Here is an 18,844-nt window from a genome sequence, read left to right as displayed (position 1 = left end):
GAATTCAGGGGGAGGAGACCTAATGAATACCCAAATCACCCGCCGTAAGTTTGCGACTTTGGCAACTTCGACACTTGCCTTGCCGTATTTGTCACGCGCGGCCTTTGCCGCCGGTGACGCCATCAAGATCGGGATGATCGCCCCGACCGAGGGGCAAGCCCTCAAGGACGGCCGAGAATATACGAAGGGCCTGGAAACCGCGATCCAGCATGTCAACGAAACGGGCGGCATTCTGGGCGGTCGTCCGGTCGAAATGGTTTTCGCCTCGCAGGGCACAACCGGCGAGACGGCCCGTTCTGCGGCGTTGAAACTGGCACAGCGCGAGGGCGTTCATGCGCTGGTTGGCCCGCATTGGGCGGATACAGCACCGGCAGGCTTGTCAGTTGCACAACGCTATAACCTGCCGTTCGCCCCTGATCAGGGCGGCATGTGGCTGTATGACCAGGGCTATCCGGGCACTTTGGGCCTGTCGTGTAACGCACGTGCCCGTACCATGCCGCAGCTGCGCTGGCTGGAAGAAAAAGGCATCGAAAGCGTTGTCATGTTGATGGTCGACATCGACTACAACCGGGATGTTGAAAAGCTGGTCCGCGAACGTTGGGAACGCGCAGACTCGCCGGTCAAGCTGCTGGACATCATATATTATCCCTGGGGTTCGACGCAGCTCGATACCGAACTTACGAAGGCTGTCGGTCAGTCGCCCGACTTTATCTGGGCCGAGGAATGGTCGGCGCAGGTTGCAGCGTCGATGCTGAAAAAGCTTAACGATCTGAACTACTCGGGTGAAGTCAGTGTTACGGCAGACCTCACTCAAGACGACGTCGACAACATGCCAACCGAACTGACCGAAGGCGTCTATTCTAAAATGGACTGGGCGCCAGACGCTTCGGTTCCTGCCAATGCTGCTTTCCTTGATCTTTGGACGGCGAAATATGGCGAAGGCGCGCAGCCTTGGCGGTCTGCCGAAGTCATCTACGCGCAGAGCGTATTTCTGATGCGTGCGATGGATCTTGCCGGCACCGAGGGCAACGGACGCCCCGATGGGCTTGAGGCGATTTCGAAAGCAATGCGCGAGCTGGAGTGGGTCGCCCCGACCGGCGACGCAGTGGTCTTGAGCGATCGCGGCCTGGGCATTCTGCCCCGTACACCGCTGGTACAAGTCCGCGGCGGCAAGATCGAGATCGATAAGTATCTGGATATGACGCCGAACGATTGGCTTGCAGAACTGCCGGACGATTGGGCGAAACTCTGAAGCCCGCCTTGGCACCCAGCCGATAATGGACCGGAGAGGCGGACATCTGCCTCCCCGGCACCAGTTCTTTTAAAGGCATGGGTGTAGACGAAATCTGATCAGGAAAACGAGAATGTGGACTTTCGGGCAGCAGGTCGTGAACGGCCTTGTCGTTGGTATGGGCTACAGCATTTTTGCGATGGGGCTGACGCTCATTTTCGGGATGATGCGGGTCATCAACATGGCGCATGGCGAATTCTTCATGATGGGCGCCATGCTGATATTCACGATGACGGCGGTGCTGCATGTGCCGTTCTTTCTGGCCCTGATATTCGCGGCGGCAATAGTCGCCTTGTTCTCGGTCATATTTGACCGCATCGCGGTCCAGCCACTGCTCAATACCCAACCACTGAACGTCATGATCTCGAGCATGGCGATCAGTGTGATTATGGTAAACCTTGCGACCATTGTCTGGAACACCGACACCAGGATTATTCCGACGCCGTTTTCGGGCCAGTACACATTTGCTGGCGTCACGATTTCCCAGACTGCGTTGGTATTGTCGCTGATTGGTATCGTGGCATTGGTCGCGCTTTGGTTCTTTATCGAAAAGACGGCTACGGGAAGAATCATGCGCGCGGTCGCGCAAGACGAGACCGGTGCGGCACTGATCGGGATCAATGTCCGCGCGATTTACTCGATCACCATTGCCGTGTCGGGCGCGCTTGCCGCTATTGCCGGCGGCATTATTGGGCCAATCTGGTCAGCCTTCCCGACAATGGGCGAGAATATCCTGCTCAAAGGGTTCGCGGTCATCATCGTTGCCGGGATGGGCAGCGCCCGCGGTGCGGTTTTGGTTGGGCTTGGGTTGGGTGTATCCGAAGCATTGTTCGGCCAATACGTCTCGACCGCCTATACAAGCGCCTTTGCTTTCAGCCTGCTTGTTCTGATGTGTCTTATCCGGCCGCAAGGAATTTTCAAGAATGCATAAGATCCTCACTTCTCAATCAAAACGCCCTCTGGTCTGGCTTGCGGTGATCACTGTCGCATCTGTGCTTCCGCTTGCGATGAACGACCCATATTGGCGTTACCTACTTGTTTTGACGCTAATTTTCGGCACTTTGGCGATCAGCCTGGATATCATCATCGGCGACATGGGTCAGTTTTCCTTTGGCCATCAGGCCCTATTCGGGATGAGCGCCTATGTGACCGCGATCCTTAGCGTAAAATTGGATATGCCTGTTGGCCCGTCGATGGTGTTCGGCATCCTGTTTTCAACGTTGCTGGGTTTTATCGTGGCGCTCATTGCGCTGAAACGGGCGCGCGGGCTGTATCTGGCGATTATTACGCTTGGCGTTGGTCAAGTTATTCAGGTCGTCATGACCAGCTGGTACGAGCTATCTGGCGGGATCAGTGGAATTCCGATGGTGCCTCCTGTCAGCTATTACAGTTCCACCAACGGCTGGGTCCCGCTTTATAGCGAGCTGGGGTCGTATTACGTCGCATTGGCTATTCTCTGCCTGAGCGCCTATGTCGTGCATGCGTGGCGCCGGTCCCGCAACGGCCGCGCGGTTGCTGCGATCCGGGACAATGAACAACAATCCAGCGCGCTTGGGATCAACCCTTATTGGCATTACGTTGCTGCATTCACGCTTGCCAGCGCGCTTGCCGGTGTGGCTGGGGTGATCTTTGCACATTTCAGCGGCCAAGTCGGTCCGCAAAGCCTGGGTCTGTACTATATGTTCTGGCTTTTGGTCATGGTGGTCGTCGGCGGCTCGCGCTCGCTTATCGGTCCTGTTGTTGGTGCATGGATCTTCGTCTTTGTCCCCGAGTTTCTTTCGTTTGCTCAGGAATGGCGGACCATCATCTTTGGGGCGTTGCTGCTGGTGACAATCCTAGTCCTGCCTAAGGGGATTATCCCGTCGCTACAAGACTCATTGACATCGTGGATGCGTTCCAAAGGCAAGGATGCAGGCGCGCTGACACCAAACTCACTTACCACCAAGACCAAATAGGCGATTGGCAATGGACATGACACCTTCCGAAACGCTTTTGAAGACGCAAGGACTGGGCATCCAGTTCGGCGGCCTTAAGGCCGTAGACGCGCTGGATATCGAGGTGCGCAAAGGCGAGATATTTGGTCTGATCGGCCCGAACGGTGCCGGCAAAAGTACATCTTTCAACCTTCTGAGTGGCGCGTTGACGCCGACATCGGGTCGCGTCTTTTTCAAGGGCGAGGATGTCACCAAACTCAAGCCATTTGATATGGCGAAGCGCGGTTTGGCGCGGACGTTTCAATTGACCAATCTGTTCGCCGGGCTGACCGTTATCGACACCATGCTTGTTGGCGCGCATCTGCATGTCAAAAAGGGCCTTTTGGCGTCAGTATTCTATACTAAAGGCTATCGCGAGGAACTGGACCAGTTGCGCGACGAGGCACGCCGCATCCTTGCGACGGTTGGCCTTGCAGGGACCGAGCAAGCGTCTGTCGATGCGCTCAGCTTTGTGCAGCAGCGCCGGCTAGAAATCGCTATGGCAATCGCAACCCGCCCGACGATGTTGTTGCTGGACGAACCGGCCGCGGGCCTGAGCCCCTCGGAGACAGCAGACCTAGGCGTGCTGATCCAGACGCTTAACCAGCAGGGCATCACAATCATCCTGATCGAACACAACACACGCTTTGTTATGAAACTGTGCGCGCGCATCTGCGTTCTGGATTACGGACGCAAATACGCCGAAGGCAGCCCGGAAGAGATCGTTGCAAATCCGAAGGTCAGGGAAATCTATCTGGGCCGTGACGTGAAACAGGACCACCCTGAGGAGCACGCGCATGCTTGATATTTCGAACCTTGATCTGGCCTATGGCAAGGTACGTGTGCTGCATGACATTTCACTTGAGATCGCAGAGCACGAGGTTGTCACTCTCATCGGGCCGAACGGAGCTGGGAAAACCTCGCTTATGATGGCTCTGTCAGGCATCAACCCCACCATCGGCGGAACTTTCAGTGTCGACGGTGTCGATCTGACCGGAAAACCGCCGCATGTGATTTCACGTTTCGGGGTGGCACAGGTGGCACAGCGCTCGCACTTGTTCCCCGACATGTCGGTGCATGAAAATCTTTTGCTTGGAACCTATCGTCATAAAAACGGTATGGACCACAGCGATATGATTGATCGTATCCACACTTATTTTCCAATTCTGCGCAAGCGCGCCAGCCAAAAGGCTGGATCGCTGAGCGGTGGAGAACAGAAGATGCTGGCCTTTGGCCGCGCCCTGATCTCGCGACCCAAGCTTTTGCTCCTGGACGAACCTTCATCCGGGCTTTCCCCCCGGATGGTCGATGAACTGGCTGATGTCGTGCACGCACTGCGCCAGGACCGCAGCTTGACGACGCTGATCGTCGAACAAAACGCTGTCATGGCACTGGGGGTCGCGGATCGGGGATACCTGCTGGAATCGGGCCGAATTACCGTCAGCGGATCGACAAAGGAACTGGCGAGCAGCGATGAAGTCCGTGTTGCATATCTTGGGATGTAACCCAAAAGAGTAGAACCGAAAGGAAAGACCGATGCATACGACAATGGATGTCCTGGACTTGGGACGATTGACGCTGGATCAAAACCTGATGGTTGGGAACAGCTCATTGGCAACGCACAGCAATCCCCATGCGCAGCACAAACTGATTGATGTCCCAGTATCGAGCTACTGTATCCACCACACCGATGGGCATATTTTGTTCGATGTCGGCTGCAATCCGAATGCCATGGGCGAGCAAGGGCGTTGGGACCCGTTCTTGCAAGAATTGTGCCCCTATTCCGGCGGCGAAGAATGCCAGCTACCGAACCGGCTAGAACAAATGGGGATTGGCCCGGATGATATTCGCTACGCGGTGCTGTCACATCTGCATAACGATCACGCCGGATGTGTTGAGTATTTCAAGAAGTCACAGCTGATCGTTCACAGGAATGAGTTTGCTGCCGCGCTCAGTGCCTATGGAATGCGACAGGACAACACGCCCTATGTTCGCAAAGACATCGAGCGCTGGACCCATACGGATCTGAACTGGCGGTTGGTCGAACCTGATGAGGGCGACCTGATGCTGGCCGATGGCGTCGAGATCTTGAATTTCGGACCGGGCCATGCCGATGGCATGCTTGGCTTGCGGGTCGAACTGCCTGAGACAGGAAACGTGATCTTGACGTCTGATGCTGTTTATACAGCTGCGAACTACCGTGATCCTGTTCAAATGCCGGGTGTGGTCAAAGACTCAGTTGGCGCAATGCGCACCGTTCGCCGCATTCGAGAACTGGAAACCCGCCATAACGCGCAGGTTTGGTTTGGTCACGACCTTGACCAGTTCGCCACGTTGCGCAAATCGACCGAGGGTTGTTACGCCTGATTGCCTGAACGCGCAAAGTGCCGGGTGCCGGAATTATCCCGGCTTGCCCGGCACGTTGCCGCCTAAGGTGTGCGAAAGCTGGGCACAGTATTGTGCGATGTCCTGACCTATGGATTCGATATCTACACCGCTTGCTTCAAGCTGAGATGCCGGAGAGGTCAGGCAGATAGACCCTACCAGACCCCCCGGGCCGAAAACCGGCGCCGCAATGCCGCGGGCCCCCGCAAGCTTTTCGCCCTTGCTGATGGCAAATCCTTTTTCGCGGACCGCATGCAGTTGGGCCGCAAGCTCTACTAATGTCGGCGGCGGGGCGTTGCTGGCGGGAGAGCGCCCCTCGGCCTCCAAAGCAGCAGCCACCTCGTCGTCGGACACATAGGCAAGTGCCGCTTTCCCGGACGCGCCCCAAACCAATGACAACGGCTTGTTCAGTTCGATGCGATAGGTCAGTGCATTGCTGCCATCGGCACGCGCGATAAAGACCAGCGCATGCCGGTTGGGATCGTGCAGGCCGAACACGACAGTCTCATCATATTTCGCAGCGATCTCTTTCATCGTCTGTTCGGCAAGATGGATGGCCGTGGCCTTGGCCAAGATCCGCGAGGCAATCCGATAAAATTCGGGGCCAGTTTCGTAGCTGCGAGTGCGCGGAATCGAAACGACAAACCCTTCGCTGGCCAGTTGGTTCAAAAGCCGGTGCGCCGTGGAGGGGGCGAGATTCAACCCGTCTGCAACGGTCTTGACGGTGAACTGCTCGTCCAGATCCGCCAGCAACGAAATAACCCTGAGAGTGCGGGTTACTGTGCCGACCGGGGCCTGCGAACGGTCTTGATTGGTCTCACGCGTATCTGGGGCCATAATCTGCCGTACTTTCCTGTCGAACTTCATCACACCGCGATTCAGATGGCTGCACACCGGAATGACAATCCATTGAATGAATTTTAGGCATGTTCCTCAATCTTTGAATGGTTTGCAACCAATGACTTACTCTTCCGTCCAATATCGTCGATCGATGTAGATGGCAGATCAAGTCGATCGATGTCGATGGCAGATCAAATTGGACCGGGCAAAGGGAACTTTCTGTTCTCAATCCGCGCAACACCTACTGCGTCCGAGGCAAAATGCATTCAGAGGCCGCGCAGCGCGGCCTCTGAGGGGAAAGGCCAACATTCCGTTAGGCCACGAACCACAAGAACAGTCCCGGGAAGAAAGTCAGGATCGCAAGGATCCCAATGGCCAGAGCCAGAAATGGCAGAACCCCTTTGACGCCATCCTCAAGATCGGTCTTGGCAAGAATTGTCGCAATGTTCAGGCACAGACCAGCAGGGGGCGTGATAAGGCCGATACACAGGTTGACGACCACCAGCACCGAGAAATGCGTGGGATCGACGCCCAGCTTGAGCGCGATTGGATAGAGCACCGGTACAAGCATCACAATTGCTGCATTGGTCTCGATGAACATACCCACGACCAGCAGCAAAAGGTTCATGGCCAACAGGAACATCAGAGGATCCGAGAAATTCTCCAAGGCAAAATCCGAAATCAGACCTGGAATGCCAAGATAGGCCAGCACCCAGCTGAAGAGCCGCGCCGCCGCGACAACGATCATGATCACAGCCGTAGTCCGCGCCGCCGAAGCAAAGGCATCAACTAGAACTCGCAGCGTAATTCGACGATAGACGAACGTGCCGACCAACAAGGCATAGAGTGCCGCCACAACAGCACATTCGGTGATATTGAAAACGCCACTGCGGATGCCGACTAATACAAAAATTGGCAGAGCAAGCGCAAAAAACGCGTCGCGAAGTGCCATCAGGATCTCTCGTCCGCTGGCCGGTTCCTGCACCGGATAGCCGCGCTTTCGGCTGAGCCACCAGGCAAGGAAAATCATCGCAGCCATATAAAACAAGCCGGGAATGACGCCTGCCAGAAACAGGGTGCCAATTGATTGGTGGGTCAAAGTCGCGACAACGATAAAGGGGATCGACGGCGGGATAATTGGGGCCATGACATTTGCGGCAGCCAAAAGGCCCGCCGAAAAGTTAGGTGCATAGCCAGACCGGATCATCGACGGGATCAAGATGCGCCCCAGTGCCGATGTGTCGGCCACGGCCGAGCCCGAGATCCCTGCGAACAGGGCCGAGGACAAGACCGCGCTCATGGCAAGACCACCCCGAAACCGCCCAAGCAACGCATTGGCCAACGCCAGCAGCCGTTCGGTGATCCCTCCGGAGGTCATTAAACTGCCGGCCAGAACAAAGAAGGGAATGGCCAGCAGTGAAAAACTATCCAACCCGGAAAAAAGGTTCTGCGGAATGGCCATCAGATTGATGCCGCCAATGTACAGAAGTGTGATGATTGAACCTGCGATGACCGCAAAGGCAATCGGAAGCGCCAAGAGCATCAGAACAAATGTCGAGCCCAAGAGAATGGCGATGGAATCCATGAGTGTTTCCTTATTCGAAGCCGTCTGGGTCCGCGGTCCAGTCGGCGCGGTCGCGCCGCAAACGGACCAGCAAGAGCATCAGCAGCATCAGCCCAGCACCGATCCAGAGTGCTGCGTAAATATAAACCATAGGCAGGTCCATTGCGGCAGACAGTTGGACCGCGTTCAACTGCGCAAATTCAAAGCCACTCTTTGCAATGACGATCAGCGTCAGGAACATCGCAATGTCGCGGATCCAAAGCACAGCACGGCGCATGGCGGGCGGCATCCTGTCGATCACCACCGTCACGGTGATATGTCCGCCTGATCTAATCACCACGGCCGATCCCATCATGACGATCCAGGTCATCATGATGCGGGCGACCTCTTCTGACCAAGATGATGCATTATTCAAGACGTAACGCGCAAAGACCTGCCACGCGATCACGGCGCACATCACAAACAGCATCGACCCGATCAAAACATTCAGCAGTGCGCCTATCCAGCGGCTTATCTTGTCTGGCCAATCTGCAGACAGTTCATTTTGTGCAGTCATCCCACCCCTCCGCAAATCTTCGCAAGCGTTTCTGGTGCCCCGGGGAAATCCCGGAGCACCATTTTGTATTATTCGATTGCCTGGATCTTCTCGACCCACGGTTCCAGATCGGGGAACTCTTTGGCATAGCCGTCAAGCTTGGCTGCAAAGGCCTTCTTGTCGACTTCGATAAAGGTCATACCTTTTTCCTGGAGGTTGGCTTTCAAGTCGGCTTCGGTCGCGATCATGCGCTCGGTTCCGGCTTTCATTGCGGCTTCACCCGCCTCTTTCAGCAGGGTCTGAGTGTCTGCCGACAGTTGGTCAAAACGTGCGCCGTTGAAGATGAAAGTCATTGCGCCCATCACGTGACCCGTTTCCATCACGTAATCTTGTACCTCGTAGAGGCTGACGTTCTGGATCACTTCAAGCGGGTTTTCCTGACCATCGATCAGGCCGTGCTGCAGCGAGGTAAAGACCTCGGCAAAGCCCATGGGAACCGGGCTTGCGCCAAGATTTTCCCATGTTTCACGGTACATTTTCAGCGGCGGAACGCGCAGTTTCAGACCGGCAAGCTGTTCCAGTGTCCCAGCTTCGCGGTTGGCGGACAGATGCCGCGCACCACGGTAAGATGCGCCGATCAGGTGAAAGCCGGTTTGCTCTTCGATTGCATCGAAAACTTCTGCGCCAACGGGGCCGTAATAGAAGGCTTCGAAATGGCCGACGTCACGCAGCAGATAGGGGAACGCCTCGATGCCAGCGATCGAGCCATAGCGATCCAGCGCGCCAACACTTTGCAGAACGATGTCGTTGGTACCGATCTTCAGGCCTTCAATGGACTGGGGCCAGTCACCTGTGGTCCCGCTGGGCGAAATATTGATTTTGACAGTGCCGCCCGATGCCTCTTCGACGCGGGCTTTGAAATCATCCGCGACATCACCCCAGTGCTCGCCGGGGTTATAGATGTGCGCCATTTGCAGCGTCACGTTGTCGAACTCTGCGGACGCGATGCTGGACATCGCGCCCCAAAGAGCCATCGCAATAGTTGCGGTCATTCGAAGTTTCATATGGTGTCCTCCCATTTACTTTGGAATTTGACGGCGCCAGTCGCGCCGCCGATTTTAGTCCGCTTCTGCGCCTAAAAAGTCTTGATCATCGAGCCCAAGCGTTAGTGCCGTCAAAGCAGCCGCATAGCTGTAGTGACGCATCCCCATCGACAGGCCTGTGGCCGTATGGGTGAAACTCGAATTGATCGCTCCGCCACCCAGACCGCGCGCGGCCCCGGCATTTGCGGAAATATTGGAGAAATGGACCTCCATCACGGGCAGTCCGGTATCTTCAAGCGCGTGGCGCACACCTTCACCGACAGTCGTAAGACCAGCCGGATTGATGATATAGGCATCTACGCGTTCGGCGCTTTCGTGAATGAATTCCAGTATCGCGCCTTGGTAGTTAGATGAAAAAGTTTCGACATCGACGCCAAGTCCGGCTCCGAAATCGGTGACCCACTGCTTGAGATCATCGAGCGAGGCGATTTTGCCATAGACCTTTTTCGACCGCCGACCGAGACTGGACATATTGGGTCCGTCGATGACAGCGATCTTGTGTCTTCTGTCGCCTGCACGTTGAACGGTTGCTGTAAACTGTTCCAAATCGGTGTCTCCTCAGTTGAACCGCAGACCGGCGTCCACGTTCATGCATTGGCCGGTGATGTAGTCGCTCTCGCTCGAGGCAAGAAACATCGTGGTTCCGATCATGTCTTGAACCGATCCTTTACGCTTGAGCGCCTGCGCCGCGATGATCTCGTCCCATTGTTCGGGACGAATGGTATCGCGCGGAACTTCGGTCACAATGCCGTGGGGGCTGATCGCATTGACGTTGATCCCATCCGGCCCCAACTCGGTGGCCAACGCACGTGTCAGCGCGACGACGGCCCCTTTCGAGGCGACGTAATGCGCGTAATTGGCGCGCCCGGTCACAACGACCGAGGATGAAATATTTATGATCTTGCCGCTTTTGCGTGCCCGCATTCCCGGTGCGACGGCCTGACAGCAGAAGAAGACCCCGCGTGCGTTGACAGCCTGGACCTTGTCCCATTCGTCAGCGTCAATTTCCTCAAAGGGTTTCATCTTCAGCGTCGAGAAAATCGCGGCGTTGTTCACCAGAACATCGACTGCGCCGAAAGTGCCTTCGATTTTGGCAATCATGGCCAGAACCGACCCTTTGTCAGAAACATCGACTTTGACCGCCGTGGCCTTGCCGCCCGCCGCCCGAATTTCTTCCGCGACTGCTTCCGCTTTCACGTCGTTGAAATCGGCCACAACAACCTTTGCGCCTTCATTGGCAAATGCCAAACAATAGGCCCGGCCGATCCCCTGCGCTCCGCCTGTCACCAACACCGTTTTGTCTTGAAATCTCACGTTCATAGCTCCCGAATTGATCTTACTGTTTGGCTTTGGCGGCCAGCCGAAGCGCGCCCATTCCACCGTCCACGACCAAGGTCGTTCCCGTAACAGATTTGGAAATAGTGCTGGCCAGATAGGCCACCGCGAGCCCGATTTCGTTTGGATCCACCATTTTGCCGGTGGGTTGGCGGGCCTCATGCGCCGCGCGCGTTGCGGCGGGATCCGGTGTGCGCGAGGCCAGCTCACGCATGAAGGGCGTGTCAACTGTTCCCGGACTGATCGTATTGACCCGAATTCCTTCTGCCACCAAATCGGTGGCCATTGCGATCGACATCGATTGCACAGCACCTTTGGTCGCGGAATAGACCACCCGCTCGGGTATGCCATTGATGGCCGTGCAAGAGGACATGACGATCACCGAAGCGGACCCAGATTTGCGCAACCAAGGCAGGGCCGCCCGCATCACGCGCAGTTGCCCGAAAACATTGATGTCGAATACACGGGACCAATCGGCCTCGTCTCCGTCCTCGACCTTGCCGGTGTAACTTACGCCAGCATTGTTTACGAGGACATCAAGGCATCCGTGCGATGCCGCGAAATCATCAATCGCCTTTGTCACCGCAGCCTGATCCCGCACATCGGCCAAGATCACCTTTGCCCCCTGCGGAATGCCCTCGGCGGTTATGTCGAGGCCGGCCACGATCACGCCATAACGCAAAAGGCTTTCGGTCACGGCCTGACCAACCCCTGAGGCGGCTCCGGTCACAAGCGCGACGCGGCCAGATAGGCCGGGAAAAAATTCAGTGTCTATCAACTTGCATCATCCTTGCTTGCTGTGGCCACCGGCAGGTTCGCGACGAACATGGCAAAGGCTTCGGCGGTTGGCCCAGGTTTTTCTAACAACCCCATGTGCCCGGCGTCTGTGATATCGACGCGTTGCGCATGTCCGCCTGATGTGGCGACGGAATCCGCGATATCGTCAAGCACGGCAGGCGGTGTTGACCGATCATCGCAATACGCCAAAGCGCACAGCGCAGGCAGAGACGCCGCGATTTCGGCAAAGCCCGGAAACTCGGCCAAGGCATGCCATGATGCGTCAAACCCCGCAGGGGTCATCCGCGCCAAGGCCGCGCGGGCGATTTGCACCGCAGGCACCTCCCGATCGGGTTGTTCAAACCACCTCGACATGGTCGTGCCTATGCAGACCTCCAGACCGCTTTTTTGCGCTGTCGCGCGATCCAGAAACGCGGGCATTCCGCGCGCTGGTGTGGCGATTGTCATCACCGATCGAGCGCGCCCGCCGCGGCGCGCGGCCGCCGTCGCGGCAACTGCGCCGCCCATAGAATGCCCGATCAGATGAACCGGTTGCGATGCAGACAGATGGTCAATGACCAACTCGGCATCCGCAACCAGATCGTCAAAGCCTGTTGCGGGCCGATTACGTTGTGCGCCATGTCCCCGTTGATCAAAGGCCCAAACCTCGAAAGTCGGGGCCAGAGCCTGAGCCATTCCGGCAAAGCTGTCGCCGTCTAGCCCAAGCGAATGCAAGGCCAAAACAGGTGCCCCACCGGGGGTTGGCGACAGTCGGCGCAGGTTCAGAGCGCCCGGTATGGTGACCGGTTGTTTCATTGCGATTGTGCCGCCGTTCGCAACACGCCCGCCTTGGCTAGGCTGGCGACCTCTTCATCGCCCATCTGCAACCATTCCCCGAGTACGCTGCTGGCATCGCCACCGAGGCTGGGGGGATAATTCGGTGCCTCGCGCGTTCCGCCGGTGAAGTGGACCGGATTGCCGACAACTTCAATTTCCTTACCGGATGCATTGCGCATCGACACGACCATGTCCCGCCCAGACTCGCGCGCGTCGGCCAATGCTTCGGGGACCAACTTAATCAACGCGCAGGGGACGTCGTTTTCGTTCAACACGTCAACCCATTCAGCCGCACTTCGCGCAAGAAAAGCGGGCTCAAGGATGTCCCAAAGTGCCTGACGGTTCTCGAGTCTCTTGCCGCCATCGTCGAACCGGGGGTCATTGGCCAGCGCGGGCTGACCAATTGCACTGCAAAGCCCCCGCCACATCCGTGCGGTATTGGCGGTGATCACCACCTCGCGCCCATCACCCGCCAGAAACGATCTATATGTCGGGATCGAGTCGTGGCTTGCGCCCTGATGGCCGGGCGTGACGTCCGCTATCAGAGTATAAGCGCTTTGATACGACAGCATGGAAAGTTGGCAATCCAGCATCGACACGTCAATCAGCCGGCCTGCGCCAGTGCGCTCCCGGTCGGCAAGAGCGGCATTCACTGCGATCGCGGCATAAAGCCCCGCCACGGTATCCCCGGCGGGAATGCCCAGTCGTACAGACTTGGTGCTGTTGCGCTCGCCTGTCAAACTCATCACGCCGGACAGGGCCTGCACGATCATGTCGTAAGCTGGGCGGTCTTTCCACGGGCTATGCTGCCCGAACCCGCTGATCGAGGCCCAGATCAGCCGCGAATGATCTGTTGTCATCCGTTGTGGATCCAACCCCAATCTCGAGGCGACGCCTGGGCGATAGTTTTCGACCACAACGTCGACTTCAGCAATTAGGCGGCGCACCAGTTCGATACCCTTGGCCTCTTTCAGATCGACCGAAATAGACCGTTTGTTTCGGTTGTTGGCCAGATAATAGGCCGAGTCGCCGTCCACGAAATGTGGTGGAATGCTTCGACTGCTGTCGCCGTCAGGCGCCTCGACCTTGACGACGTCGGCCCCCAGATCACCGAGGATTTGCGTGCAATATGGGCCGGAAAGGAAGGTAGTCAGGTCTAAAACCCGATAGCCTGCCAACGGCTTTGAAATCTGCTGCGAATTAAGCAAGGCCATGTCCGATAGATGTGTCATTTTTTGTCACGATCTCGGTCGTCATGCCGAAGCTTCAAAGAGATGAACGGTGCAGGCTCCGTGATCCATTCCGGCGATGCCGCCGCCGGTCACGTGGGTCAACGCGCGCTTGGCATCGGGCACTTGGCGTGCCCCGGCCTGTCCGGTCAGGTGCCAGAATACCTCGACCGCCTGGGCAACCCCAGAGCAACCAACCGGATGCCCTTTGGCCAGCAGCCCGCCCGAAGGGTTGACGACCAAATCACCACCGTAGGTCGAGCGGCCCGATTTCAAGAAAATGCCAGCCTCGCCTTCAGGGCAGAAGCCAAGGGCCTCGTAATAGACCAACTCCGCGATGGTAAAGGCGTCGTGCAGTTCGGCCAGATCCAGATCTTCGGGGCCAAAGCCGGCTTGCTCATAGGCGTCATGCGCCGAATGATATGAAATGTCCGGGTGAAGCATATTGCGGAATCCCGATGTTGCCTGCCCCGCATGCAAGATCGATGCAGCAATCCGCACCCCGGCCGCCCCAAGCTTTTTGCGATAGGCATCAGAGACAAGTACCACAGCCGCTGCCCCGTCACCGGTCGGGCAGCATTGCAGCAAGGTCAAAGGATCCGCGATCGGGCGTGAGGCAAGCACCGCTTCGACAGTTGTATCTTCGCGAAACTGAGCGAACGGGTTGGCCTTGCCATGCCGACGGGCCTTGACGGAGACCTCCGCAAGCGTCGCCGGTGTTTCGTTCCGGTCGTGCAGAAAACGACGGGCGCGCATGCCATAAACGGCCGGCATGACCATGCCTTGCTGCACCTCAGGATCCTCAGCAACTAAGGGCAAGGTGCCGCCGCCGAACTGGGTCAGCTTGTCGACGCCAATGACCAAGACGACTTCTGCCCGCCCTTCAAGAATGTCACGTGTACCCAAGCTGAGCGCTGTCGCACCACCCGAACAGGCGTTGTCGACATTGACCATGGGAACCGTGCCGATGCCGACTTCCTTTACAATCCGTTGTGCGGTCAACATCCCGCCAAAGGCGTGGCCACAGGCCACGGACTGAACATCCTTTGGCGCAATTCCCGCTGATTTTAGGGCCGTCAGAACGGCAGGGACTGCGAGACCGGAATAGCTGGACTGGCGGTGCTTGCCCATGGGGATCATGCCCGCACCGATCATGTGAACTTGGGTCATTTTACACCTCCTTCTTGGCCGGAACGACGAACCATCCGTCGGCATCGGCATCCAGAACCACCGGGATGTCGCAGCCCGCATCGGCCGCAATTCCGCGCACCTGCGCCAAAACCCGCAAACCGTTCGGGAAATCTACGTAGCCAATGGTGTAAGGCGTCTGGCGGGTGGCCGAGACATGGATAGTGGAGTGCGAATAAAGAACACCTGCGGGACCAACCTCGATTGGCTCCATATCGCGGGCCGCCGTTTCCTGACAGATGGTTCGGGCCGGAAAGGCCATACTACCAGACGAGGCCGAACGGCTGGCGTTCAGAAAAACCGCACCGTCGCGGCGCGTAAAATCTTGGCGAGAGCTGAAGTCCAGATCGGCAATCGGACCCGCGTCGGCAACGATGTATTCGCCGCGGGGTTCAGCATTGGCAGTGCTTCCACTCATTTCATGTCCTTTGCTAGTGAAGTATTGCGCCACGCACCCAGCTGACTGAGGAACGGTGTAAAGAGGTCGACATAGACATTCGGGGCCTCAACAGGTGGTGTATGGCCGGATTTCTCGATAACCGCGAACGTGCCATTTGAAGCGCGATCTGCGATCCAGCGTGCATTCGCGGGGCTCTTTGCGCGGTCTTCGCCGCCGCCAATCGACAAGATCGGTTTCGTAAAACCAGAAAGCGTGCCGCCGTAATCGGGATGTTCGAATACACCGCGAACGACCTCGGCAATTGACGGGGGCAGTTCGCTGAAGCGCTTGCGCCAGAGATGCAGCAGATCCGAGTTCGCAGCGAGAAAGCTGTCTCCGAACATCGTTTGTAACAGCATCTCTGTCAGCGCCTTTGCACCTTCATGTTGCAGTCTGTCGGCAAGTTGGAAAAACCGCGCGGGATCGGCTTCGGCTTCGCCGGTGCAACACGACAGAACGACACCCGACATCCGCTCTGGTGCCAGCCGCATCAGTTCCATCGCCACATAGCCCCCCATCGAGCTGCCCAGAACATGAACCTGCTCTAAATTTTCGTAGTCCAGCAGGGCCAGCACGTCTTTGGCAAGCGTCTGCATCAAAGGACGCAGATCCCCCATCGACGATGCACCCTGCCCTCGAAAATCGGGGGCATAGACTGTCGGGCGGGCGGTCAACATCTGGTCCAGCAGCGCCACGACGGGTTGGAACATGCGACCATCAAAAAAGAGCGAATGGAGGCAAAGCAACGGGGTGCCAGAATCCGCGCCGGGCCAGACGTGGACAGCCATGTCTGCGCCGTCCGGCGCCGGAAAATTTCGCACCTCCCCCGTACTCACTTCCAAGGTCCTCCTCTTGACCTCAAATTCCATTCAATAGGATATAATTCCAATTAATGGAAGATATGAGCTGATGTCAAGCGTTTAATTCAGTCCCGAAGGGGTGCATAAAGGCGCTGCCAGCCGCCAACGGAATCCCCGGCATCGTCAAGTTTTTGCCTAATACTGAGAAATTGGCGGTTTACTTCAGCTCATGCGGCGAGTTCACCGGCGTATATGTCCCACTGACAAAATGCGTCCGCTCGGTTCTGACGGAAGGTTGATGCAAACATTTTTTGGCCCGCAGCCCGGCTCTGTTGCACAAATCGGCTGAGCGCCGAGTTTCCCCTTTCCTCGGACGGAGTTATCCCACAGCTTCCGTGACGGGTATGCCGAGCGCGGTGTAACCGTTCAGGACGGCGATGCGGACCCTGGCGTTCCGCTACCTGTCGGTCGAACTCCCGCGCTATGAGCCGCTGGTCCAGCAACTTCATACAATGGATCTTTGTCTCGACGCGGCATCAGCGGTGGTATCCGCTCCATCCACTGCCCGGCAGGGCATCGCGAAGCGATGGCCCGAGAGGGGTCGCCAGAGCGCGCGGCCCAGGTATTTCGCCGCGCGCAGGGCCTCGTTTCGCGGCGAGCCTTTGTCTGCCATTGGTCCGAGGACAATGGCGAGCGCTCCGGCGGTGATCGTCTTCCAGAGCTTCGCGTTCTTGCGGGGCGGGATGACGGCATGGGCGCCGCGGTCGGCAATGGCATCGTGGCATTTACGTGTGTCATAGGGACCATCAGCCGCGACACTACCGATTTCTTGGTCCTGCGGGATCTGGTCGAGAAGGTCGGGCAGGATCGGCGAATCACCGATGTGGCTCCCTATGATCTCGACAGCCCGGACCTCCAGCGTTTCTTCGTCGATCCCGATGTGGATCTTGCGCCAGACCTGCCGTTTCGGGCCGCCATGCTTGCGGGCGTGCCACTCGCCTTCACCTTCGACCTTGATCCCGGTGCTGTCCATCAGCAGGTGCAACGGTCCCTTGGAATCGCGGTAGAGAATGTTCACGGCCACGCCTGCCTGTCGGCACGGCGTCCCAGCTCATCTCGGGGTCAAATCAGATCGTCAGCAAGCCCCGGCGCTTGAACGCTTCATTGTAGGCTGGCCGGTTCCGGGTCTTGTAGGTCGGCGGTATGGGTCTGCTCATACATCCCAGCTACTACGCTGGATACACGAGATGAATCCCTCACGCGATTTGTGCAATAGAGCCCTTCGACTCTGTGAAAATTGTCCACCAGCCATTGGGCAGCGGGGACAATAGGTTTTCCCGCTGCCGACTCTGAGGGACAGGCCTTGCGGGTGGCCCGCAGAGCCGTCGCATTATTGTCCAGTCGCTGGCGCAGTGACGCGACACGCGGTGTAGAGGCGCAGATACGTTGTACCTCGGCCAGGCAGGCGGCATGTTGCTCCAGCCTTTCGATACCGAAAAGCTCGGCGCGCACCGGCGCGACGCTCTTTCAGGGTGAGGTGCGTGTGCCGCGGAGGTTGAGTTGAGGTAGCGCCCAGGCATTCATGCTAGAACCTGTGGACAATCAGGATTCCCATCGGGTCTGATTTCTGATTCAAACCTCCCAAATGGAGGTTTGAATGAACGAGCAGCGCTTTGTGGTGACGGATCGTGTATGGCAGCGGCTTGAGCCGCATCTGCCGGTGAAGGCCGGCGACGCGGGGGCCACGGCAAAGGATAATCGCCTGTTCCTGGAAGCAGTTTTCTGGCGGGTTCGGACCGGCTCGCCATGGCGTGACTTGCCGCCGGCTTTCGGCAACTGGAACAGTCAGTTCCGGCGTTTCCGCCGCTGGGCCAAAGCCCGCGTATTCGAGAGTCTTTTCAACTCCATAAGCGGTGAGCCCGACCTTGAATACGCACTCATCGACGGCACCATCGTTCAGGTTCACCAGAAGGCAACCGGCGCAAAAGGGGGACTCAAGCTCAGGCCATCGGACGTTCGCGCGGCGGCCTGACGACCAAAATCGTCGCGCTGGTAGACGCGCTTGGCAACCTGGTCCGCTTTCTGTTGCTGCCGGGTCAGGCGCACGACATGAAAGGAGTCGCACCGCTGATCCGGGACATCTCCTTCGGCGCGCTCATGGCGGATAAAGCGTTCGATGCGAAAGGGCTTCTGGAAGAGTTGGATGAGCGCGGCGCAAGTGCCGTGATCCCGCCGAAAACGAACCGCAAGCACCAGCGCGACTATGACACAGAAGCTTACAAGTGGCGGCATCTGATTGAAAACTACTTCGCGAAGATCAAGGAATTCAGAGGTATAGCAACACGCTACGACAAAACTGATTGCAGCTACACAACCAGTTGGAACCTTGCCGCTGCTTTGATTGCGTCAAGATGAATGTCCACAGACCCTAGAAAGGCCAGCCTGAATTTCTCTTCGCCACGGAACCCATAAATACAGCAACTCAATCACTGGTTGCCGTTATCTAACGGAAGTTGCCGCCAGAAGAAAGGCGAAACCGAAGATACAT

At 57.4% G+C, this 18,844-nt stretch carries 19 protein-coding genes and 1 pseudogene; 7 read left to right on the top strand and 13 right to left on the bottom strand.

What is annotated here, in order from left to right:
* The first annotated feature begins 22 nt into the window (after positions 1–22).
* The 6 genes from PRI8871_RS16600 (at position 23) to PRI8871_RS16575 (ending at position 5,631) form a co-directional block, all read left to right on the top strand.
* On the top strand, positions 23–1,252 hold the full coding sequence (locus tag PRI8871_RS16600; RefSeq protein ID WP_108887312.1) for an ABC transporter substrate-binding protein: 1,230 nt from the start codon (positions 23–25) through the stop codon (positions 1,250–1,252).
* A gap of 112 nt (positions 1,253–1,364) precedes the next feature.
* Positions 1,365–2,222 carry a branched-chain amino acid ABC transporter permease gene (locus PRI8871_RS16595; protein ID WP_108887311.1) on the top strand — a complete coding sequence of 286 codons (858 nt, stop codon included), beginning with the start codon at positions 1,365–1,367 and terminating at the stop codon, positions 2,220–2,222.
* Entirely contained in the window at positions 2,215–3,246 is a 1,032-nt protein-coding gene (locus tag PRI8871_RS16590; RefSeq protein ID WP_108887310.1) for a branched-chain amino acid ABC transporter permease, read from the top strand. The genes PRI8871_RS16595 and PRI8871_RS16590 overlap by 8 nt, the downstream gene beginning before the upstream one ends.
* A gap of 16 nt (positions 3,247–3,262) precedes the next feature.
* Positions 3,263–4,069 (top strand): ABC transporter ATP-binding protein, encoded by an 807-nt coding sequence (locus PRI8871_RS16585; RefSeq protein ID WP_181389502.1) that lies wholly within the window; start codon positions 3,263–3,265, stop codon positions 4,067–4,069.
* On the top strand, positions 4,062–4,769 hold the full coding sequence (locus tag PRI8871_RS16580) for an ABC transporter ATP-binding protein (protein WP_108887309.1): 708 nt from the start codon (positions 4,062–4,064) through the stop codon (positions 4,767–4,769). Before PRI8871_RS16585 ends, PRI8871_RS16580 begins: the two co-directional genes overlap by 8 nt.
* Positions 4,770–4,800: 31 nt before the next feature.
* Positions 4,801–5,631, top strand: a complete 831-nt coding sequence (locus tag PRI8871_RS16575; protein ID WP_108887308.1) for an N-acyl homoserine lactonase family protein — start codon at positions 4,801–4,803, stop codon at positions 5,629–5,631.
* 33 nt (positions 5,632–5,664) lie between these two features.
* Here the strand turns inward: PRI8871_RS16575 and PRI8871_RS16570 are convergent, their stop codons facing one another.
* The 13 genes and pseudogenes from PRI8871_RS16570 to PRI8871_RS16510 all read right to left on the bottom strand — a co-directional run bounded on the left by PRI8871_RS16570 (position 5,665) and on the right by PRI8871_RS16510 (position 17,513).
* Positions 5,665–6,516 carry an IclR family transcriptional regulator gene (locus PRI8871_RS16570; RefSeq protein WP_108887307.1) on the bottom strand — a complete coding sequence of 284 codons (852 nt, stop codon included), beginning with the start codon at positions 6,514–6,516 and terminating at the stop codon, positions 5,665–5,667.
* Positions 6,517–6,802: 286 nt separating this feature from the next.
* Positions 6,803–8,074, bottom strand: a complete 1,272-nt coding sequence (locus tag PRI8871_RS16565; RefSeq protein WP_108887306.1) for a TRAP transporter large permease — start codon at positions 8,072–8,074, stop codon at positions 6,803–6,805.
* Between the two features lie 10 nt (positions 8,075–8,084).
* On the bottom strand, positions 8,085–8,609 hold the full coding sequence (locus PRI8871_RS16560) for a TRAP transporter small permease (RefSeq protein ID WP_108887305.1): 525 nt from the start codon (positions 8,607–8,609) through the stop codon (positions 8,085–8,087).
* Positions 8,610–8,677: 68 nt separating this feature from the next.
* A complete protein-coding gene (locus PRI8871_RS16555) occupies positions 8,678–9,640 on the bottom strand; it encodes a TRAP transporter substrate-binding protein (RefSeq protein WP_219929041.1) in 963 nt (320 codons plus the stop codon).
* A gap of 66 nt (positions 9,641–9,706) precedes the next feature.
* A complete protein-coding gene (locus PRI8871_RS16550) occupies positions 9,707–10,237 on the bottom strand; it encodes a type II 3-dehydroquinate dehydratase (RefSeq protein WP_219929040.1) in 531 nt (176 codons plus the stop codon).
* 12 nt (positions 10,238–10,249) lie between these two features.
* A complete protein-coding gene (locus tag PRI8871_RS16545) occupies positions 10,250–11,011 on the bottom strand; it encodes an SDR family NAD(P)-dependent oxidoreductase (protein WP_219929039.1) in 762 nt (253 codons plus the stop codon).
* A gap of 16 nt (positions 11,012–11,027) precedes the next feature.
* Positions 11,028–11,804, bottom strand: a complete 777-nt coding sequence (locus PRI8871_RS16540) for an SDR family NAD(P)-dependent oxidoreductase (protein ID WP_219929038.1) — start codon at positions 11,802–11,804, stop codon at positions 11,028–11,030.
* A complete protein-coding gene (locus PRI8871_RS16535) occupies positions 11,801–12,619 on the bottom strand; it encodes an alpha/beta fold hydrolase (RefSeq protein ID WP_108887302.1) in 819 nt (272 codons plus the stop codon). Before PRI8871_RS16535 ends, PRI8871_RS16540 begins: the two co-directional genes overlap by 4 nt.
* A complete protein-coding gene (locus PRI8871_RS16530) occupies positions 12,616–13,854 on the bottom strand; it encodes a CaiB/BaiF CoA transferase family protein (protein WP_108887301.1) in 1,239 nt (412 codons plus the stop codon). The genes PRI8871_RS16535 and PRI8871_RS16530 overlap by 4 nt, the downstream gene beginning before the upstream one ends.
* 39 nt (positions 13,855–13,893) lie before the next feature.
* The gene (locus tag PRI8871_RS16525) at positions 13,894–15,039 is read right to left on the bottom strand and encodes a thiolase family protein (RefSeq protein ID WP_108887300.1); all 1,146 of its coding nucleotides are present in this window, start codon (positions 15,037–15,039) and stop codon (positions 13,894–13,896) included.
* Between the two features lies 1 nt (position 15,040).
* Positions 15,041–15,475, bottom strand: a complete 435-nt coding sequence (locus PRI8871_RS16520; RefSeq protein WP_108887299.1) for a Zn-ribbon domain-containing OB-fold protein — start codon at positions 15,473–15,475, stop codon at positions 15,041–15,043.
* Positions 15,472–16,365, bottom strand: coding sequence for an alpha/beta fold hydrolase (locus PRI8871_RS16515; RefSeq protein WP_108887298.1), 894 nt, complete (start codon positions 16,363–16,365; stop codon positions 15,472–15,474). Before PRI8871_RS16515 ends, PRI8871_RS16520 begins: the two co-directional genes overlap by 4 nt.
* Positions 16,366–16,675: 310 nt before the next feature.
* Positions 16,676–17,513: pseudogene (locus PRI8871_RS16510) on the bottom strand (IS5 family transposase).
* 440 nt (positions 17,514–17,953) lie between these two features.
* On the opposite strand from PRI8871_RS16510, the gene PRI8871_RS16505 reads away from it, so the two are divergent.
* Positions 17,954–18,711 (top strand): IS5 family transposase gene (locus tag PRI8871_RS16505; RefSeq protein ID WP_108887297.1). Its coding sequence is split into 2 segments (ribosomal slippage): positions 17,954–18,290 and positions 18,290–18,711, totalling 759 coding nucleotides; the frame shifts between segments, so codons are not numbered across the junction.
* Positions 18,712–18,844: the final 133 nt, after the last annotated feature.

Source organism: Pseudoprimorskyibacter insulae, from assembly GCF_900302505.1.
GTDB classification, from domain to species: domain Bacteria; phylum Pseudomonadota; class Alphaproteobacteria; order Rhodobacterales; family Rhodobacteraceae; genus Pseudoprimorskyibacter; species Pseudoprimorskyibacter insulae.
This window is presented reverse-complemented; position numbering and strand designations above follow the sequence as displayed.

Coding starts and splice junctions, on each gene's coding strand:
- PRI8871_RS16600 (WP_108887312.1), top strand. CDS start 23: ATGAATACCCAAATCACCCGCCGTAAGTTTGCGACTTTGGCAACTTCG.
- PRI8871_RS16595 (WP_108887311.1), top strand. CDS start 1,365: ATGTGGACTTTCGGGCAGCAGGTCGTGAACGGCCTTGTCGTTGGTATG.
- PRI8871_RS16590 (WP_108887310.1), top strand. CDS start 2,215: ATGCATAAGATCCTCACTTCTCAATCAAAACGCCCTCTGGTCTGGCTT.
- PRI8871_RS16585 (WP_181389502.1), top strand. CDS start 3,263: ATGACACCTTCCGAAACGCTTTTGAAGACGCAAGGACTGGGCATCCAG.
- PRI8871_RS16580 (WP_108887309.1), top strand. CDS start 4,062: ATGCTTGATATTTCGAACCTTGATCTGGCCTATGGCAAGGTACGTGTG.
- PRI8871_RS16575 (WP_108887308.1), top strand. CDS start 4,801: ATGCATACGACAATGGATGTCCTGGACTTGGGACGATTGACGCTGGAT.
- PRI8871_RS16570 (WP_108887307.1), bottom strand. CDS start 6,516: ATGAAGTTCGACAGGAAAGTACGGCAGATTATGGCCCCAGATACGCGT.
- PRI8871_RS16565 (WP_108887306.1), bottom strand. CDS start 8,074: ATGGATTCCATCGCCATTCTCTTGGGCTCGACATTTGTTCTGATGCTC.
- PRI8871_RS16560 (WP_108887305.1), bottom strand. CDS start 8,609: ATGACTGCACAAAATGAACTGTCTGCAGATTGGCCAGACAAGATAAGC.
- PRI8871_RS16555 (WP_219929041.1), bottom strand. CDS start 9,640: ATGACCGCAACTATTGCGATGGCTCTTTGGGGCGCGATGTCCAGCATC.
- PRI8871_RS16545 (WP_219929039.1), bottom strand. CDS start 11,011: ATGAACGTGAGATTTCAAGACAAAACGGTGTTGGTGACAGGCGGAGCG.
- PRI8871_RS16535 (WP_108887302.1), bottom strand. CDS start 12,619: ATGAAACAACCGGTCACCATACCGGGCGCTCTGAACCTGCGCCGACTG.
- PRI8871_RS16530 (WP_108887301.1), bottom strand. CDS start 13,854: ATGGCCTTGCTTAATTCGCAGCAGATTTCAAAGCCGTTGGCAGGCTAT.
- PRI8871_RS16525 (WP_108887300.1), bottom strand. CDS start 15,039: ATGACCCAAGTTCACATGATCGGTGCGGGCATGATCCCCATGGGCAAG.
- PRI8871_RS16520 (WP_108887299.1), bottom strand. CDS start 15,475: ATGAGTGGAAGCACTGCCAATGCTGAACCCCGCGGCGAATACATCGTT.
- PRI8871_RS16515 (WP_108887298.1), bottom strand. CDS start 16,365: ATGGAATTTGAGGTCAAGAGGAGGACCTTGGAAGTGAGTACGGGGGAG.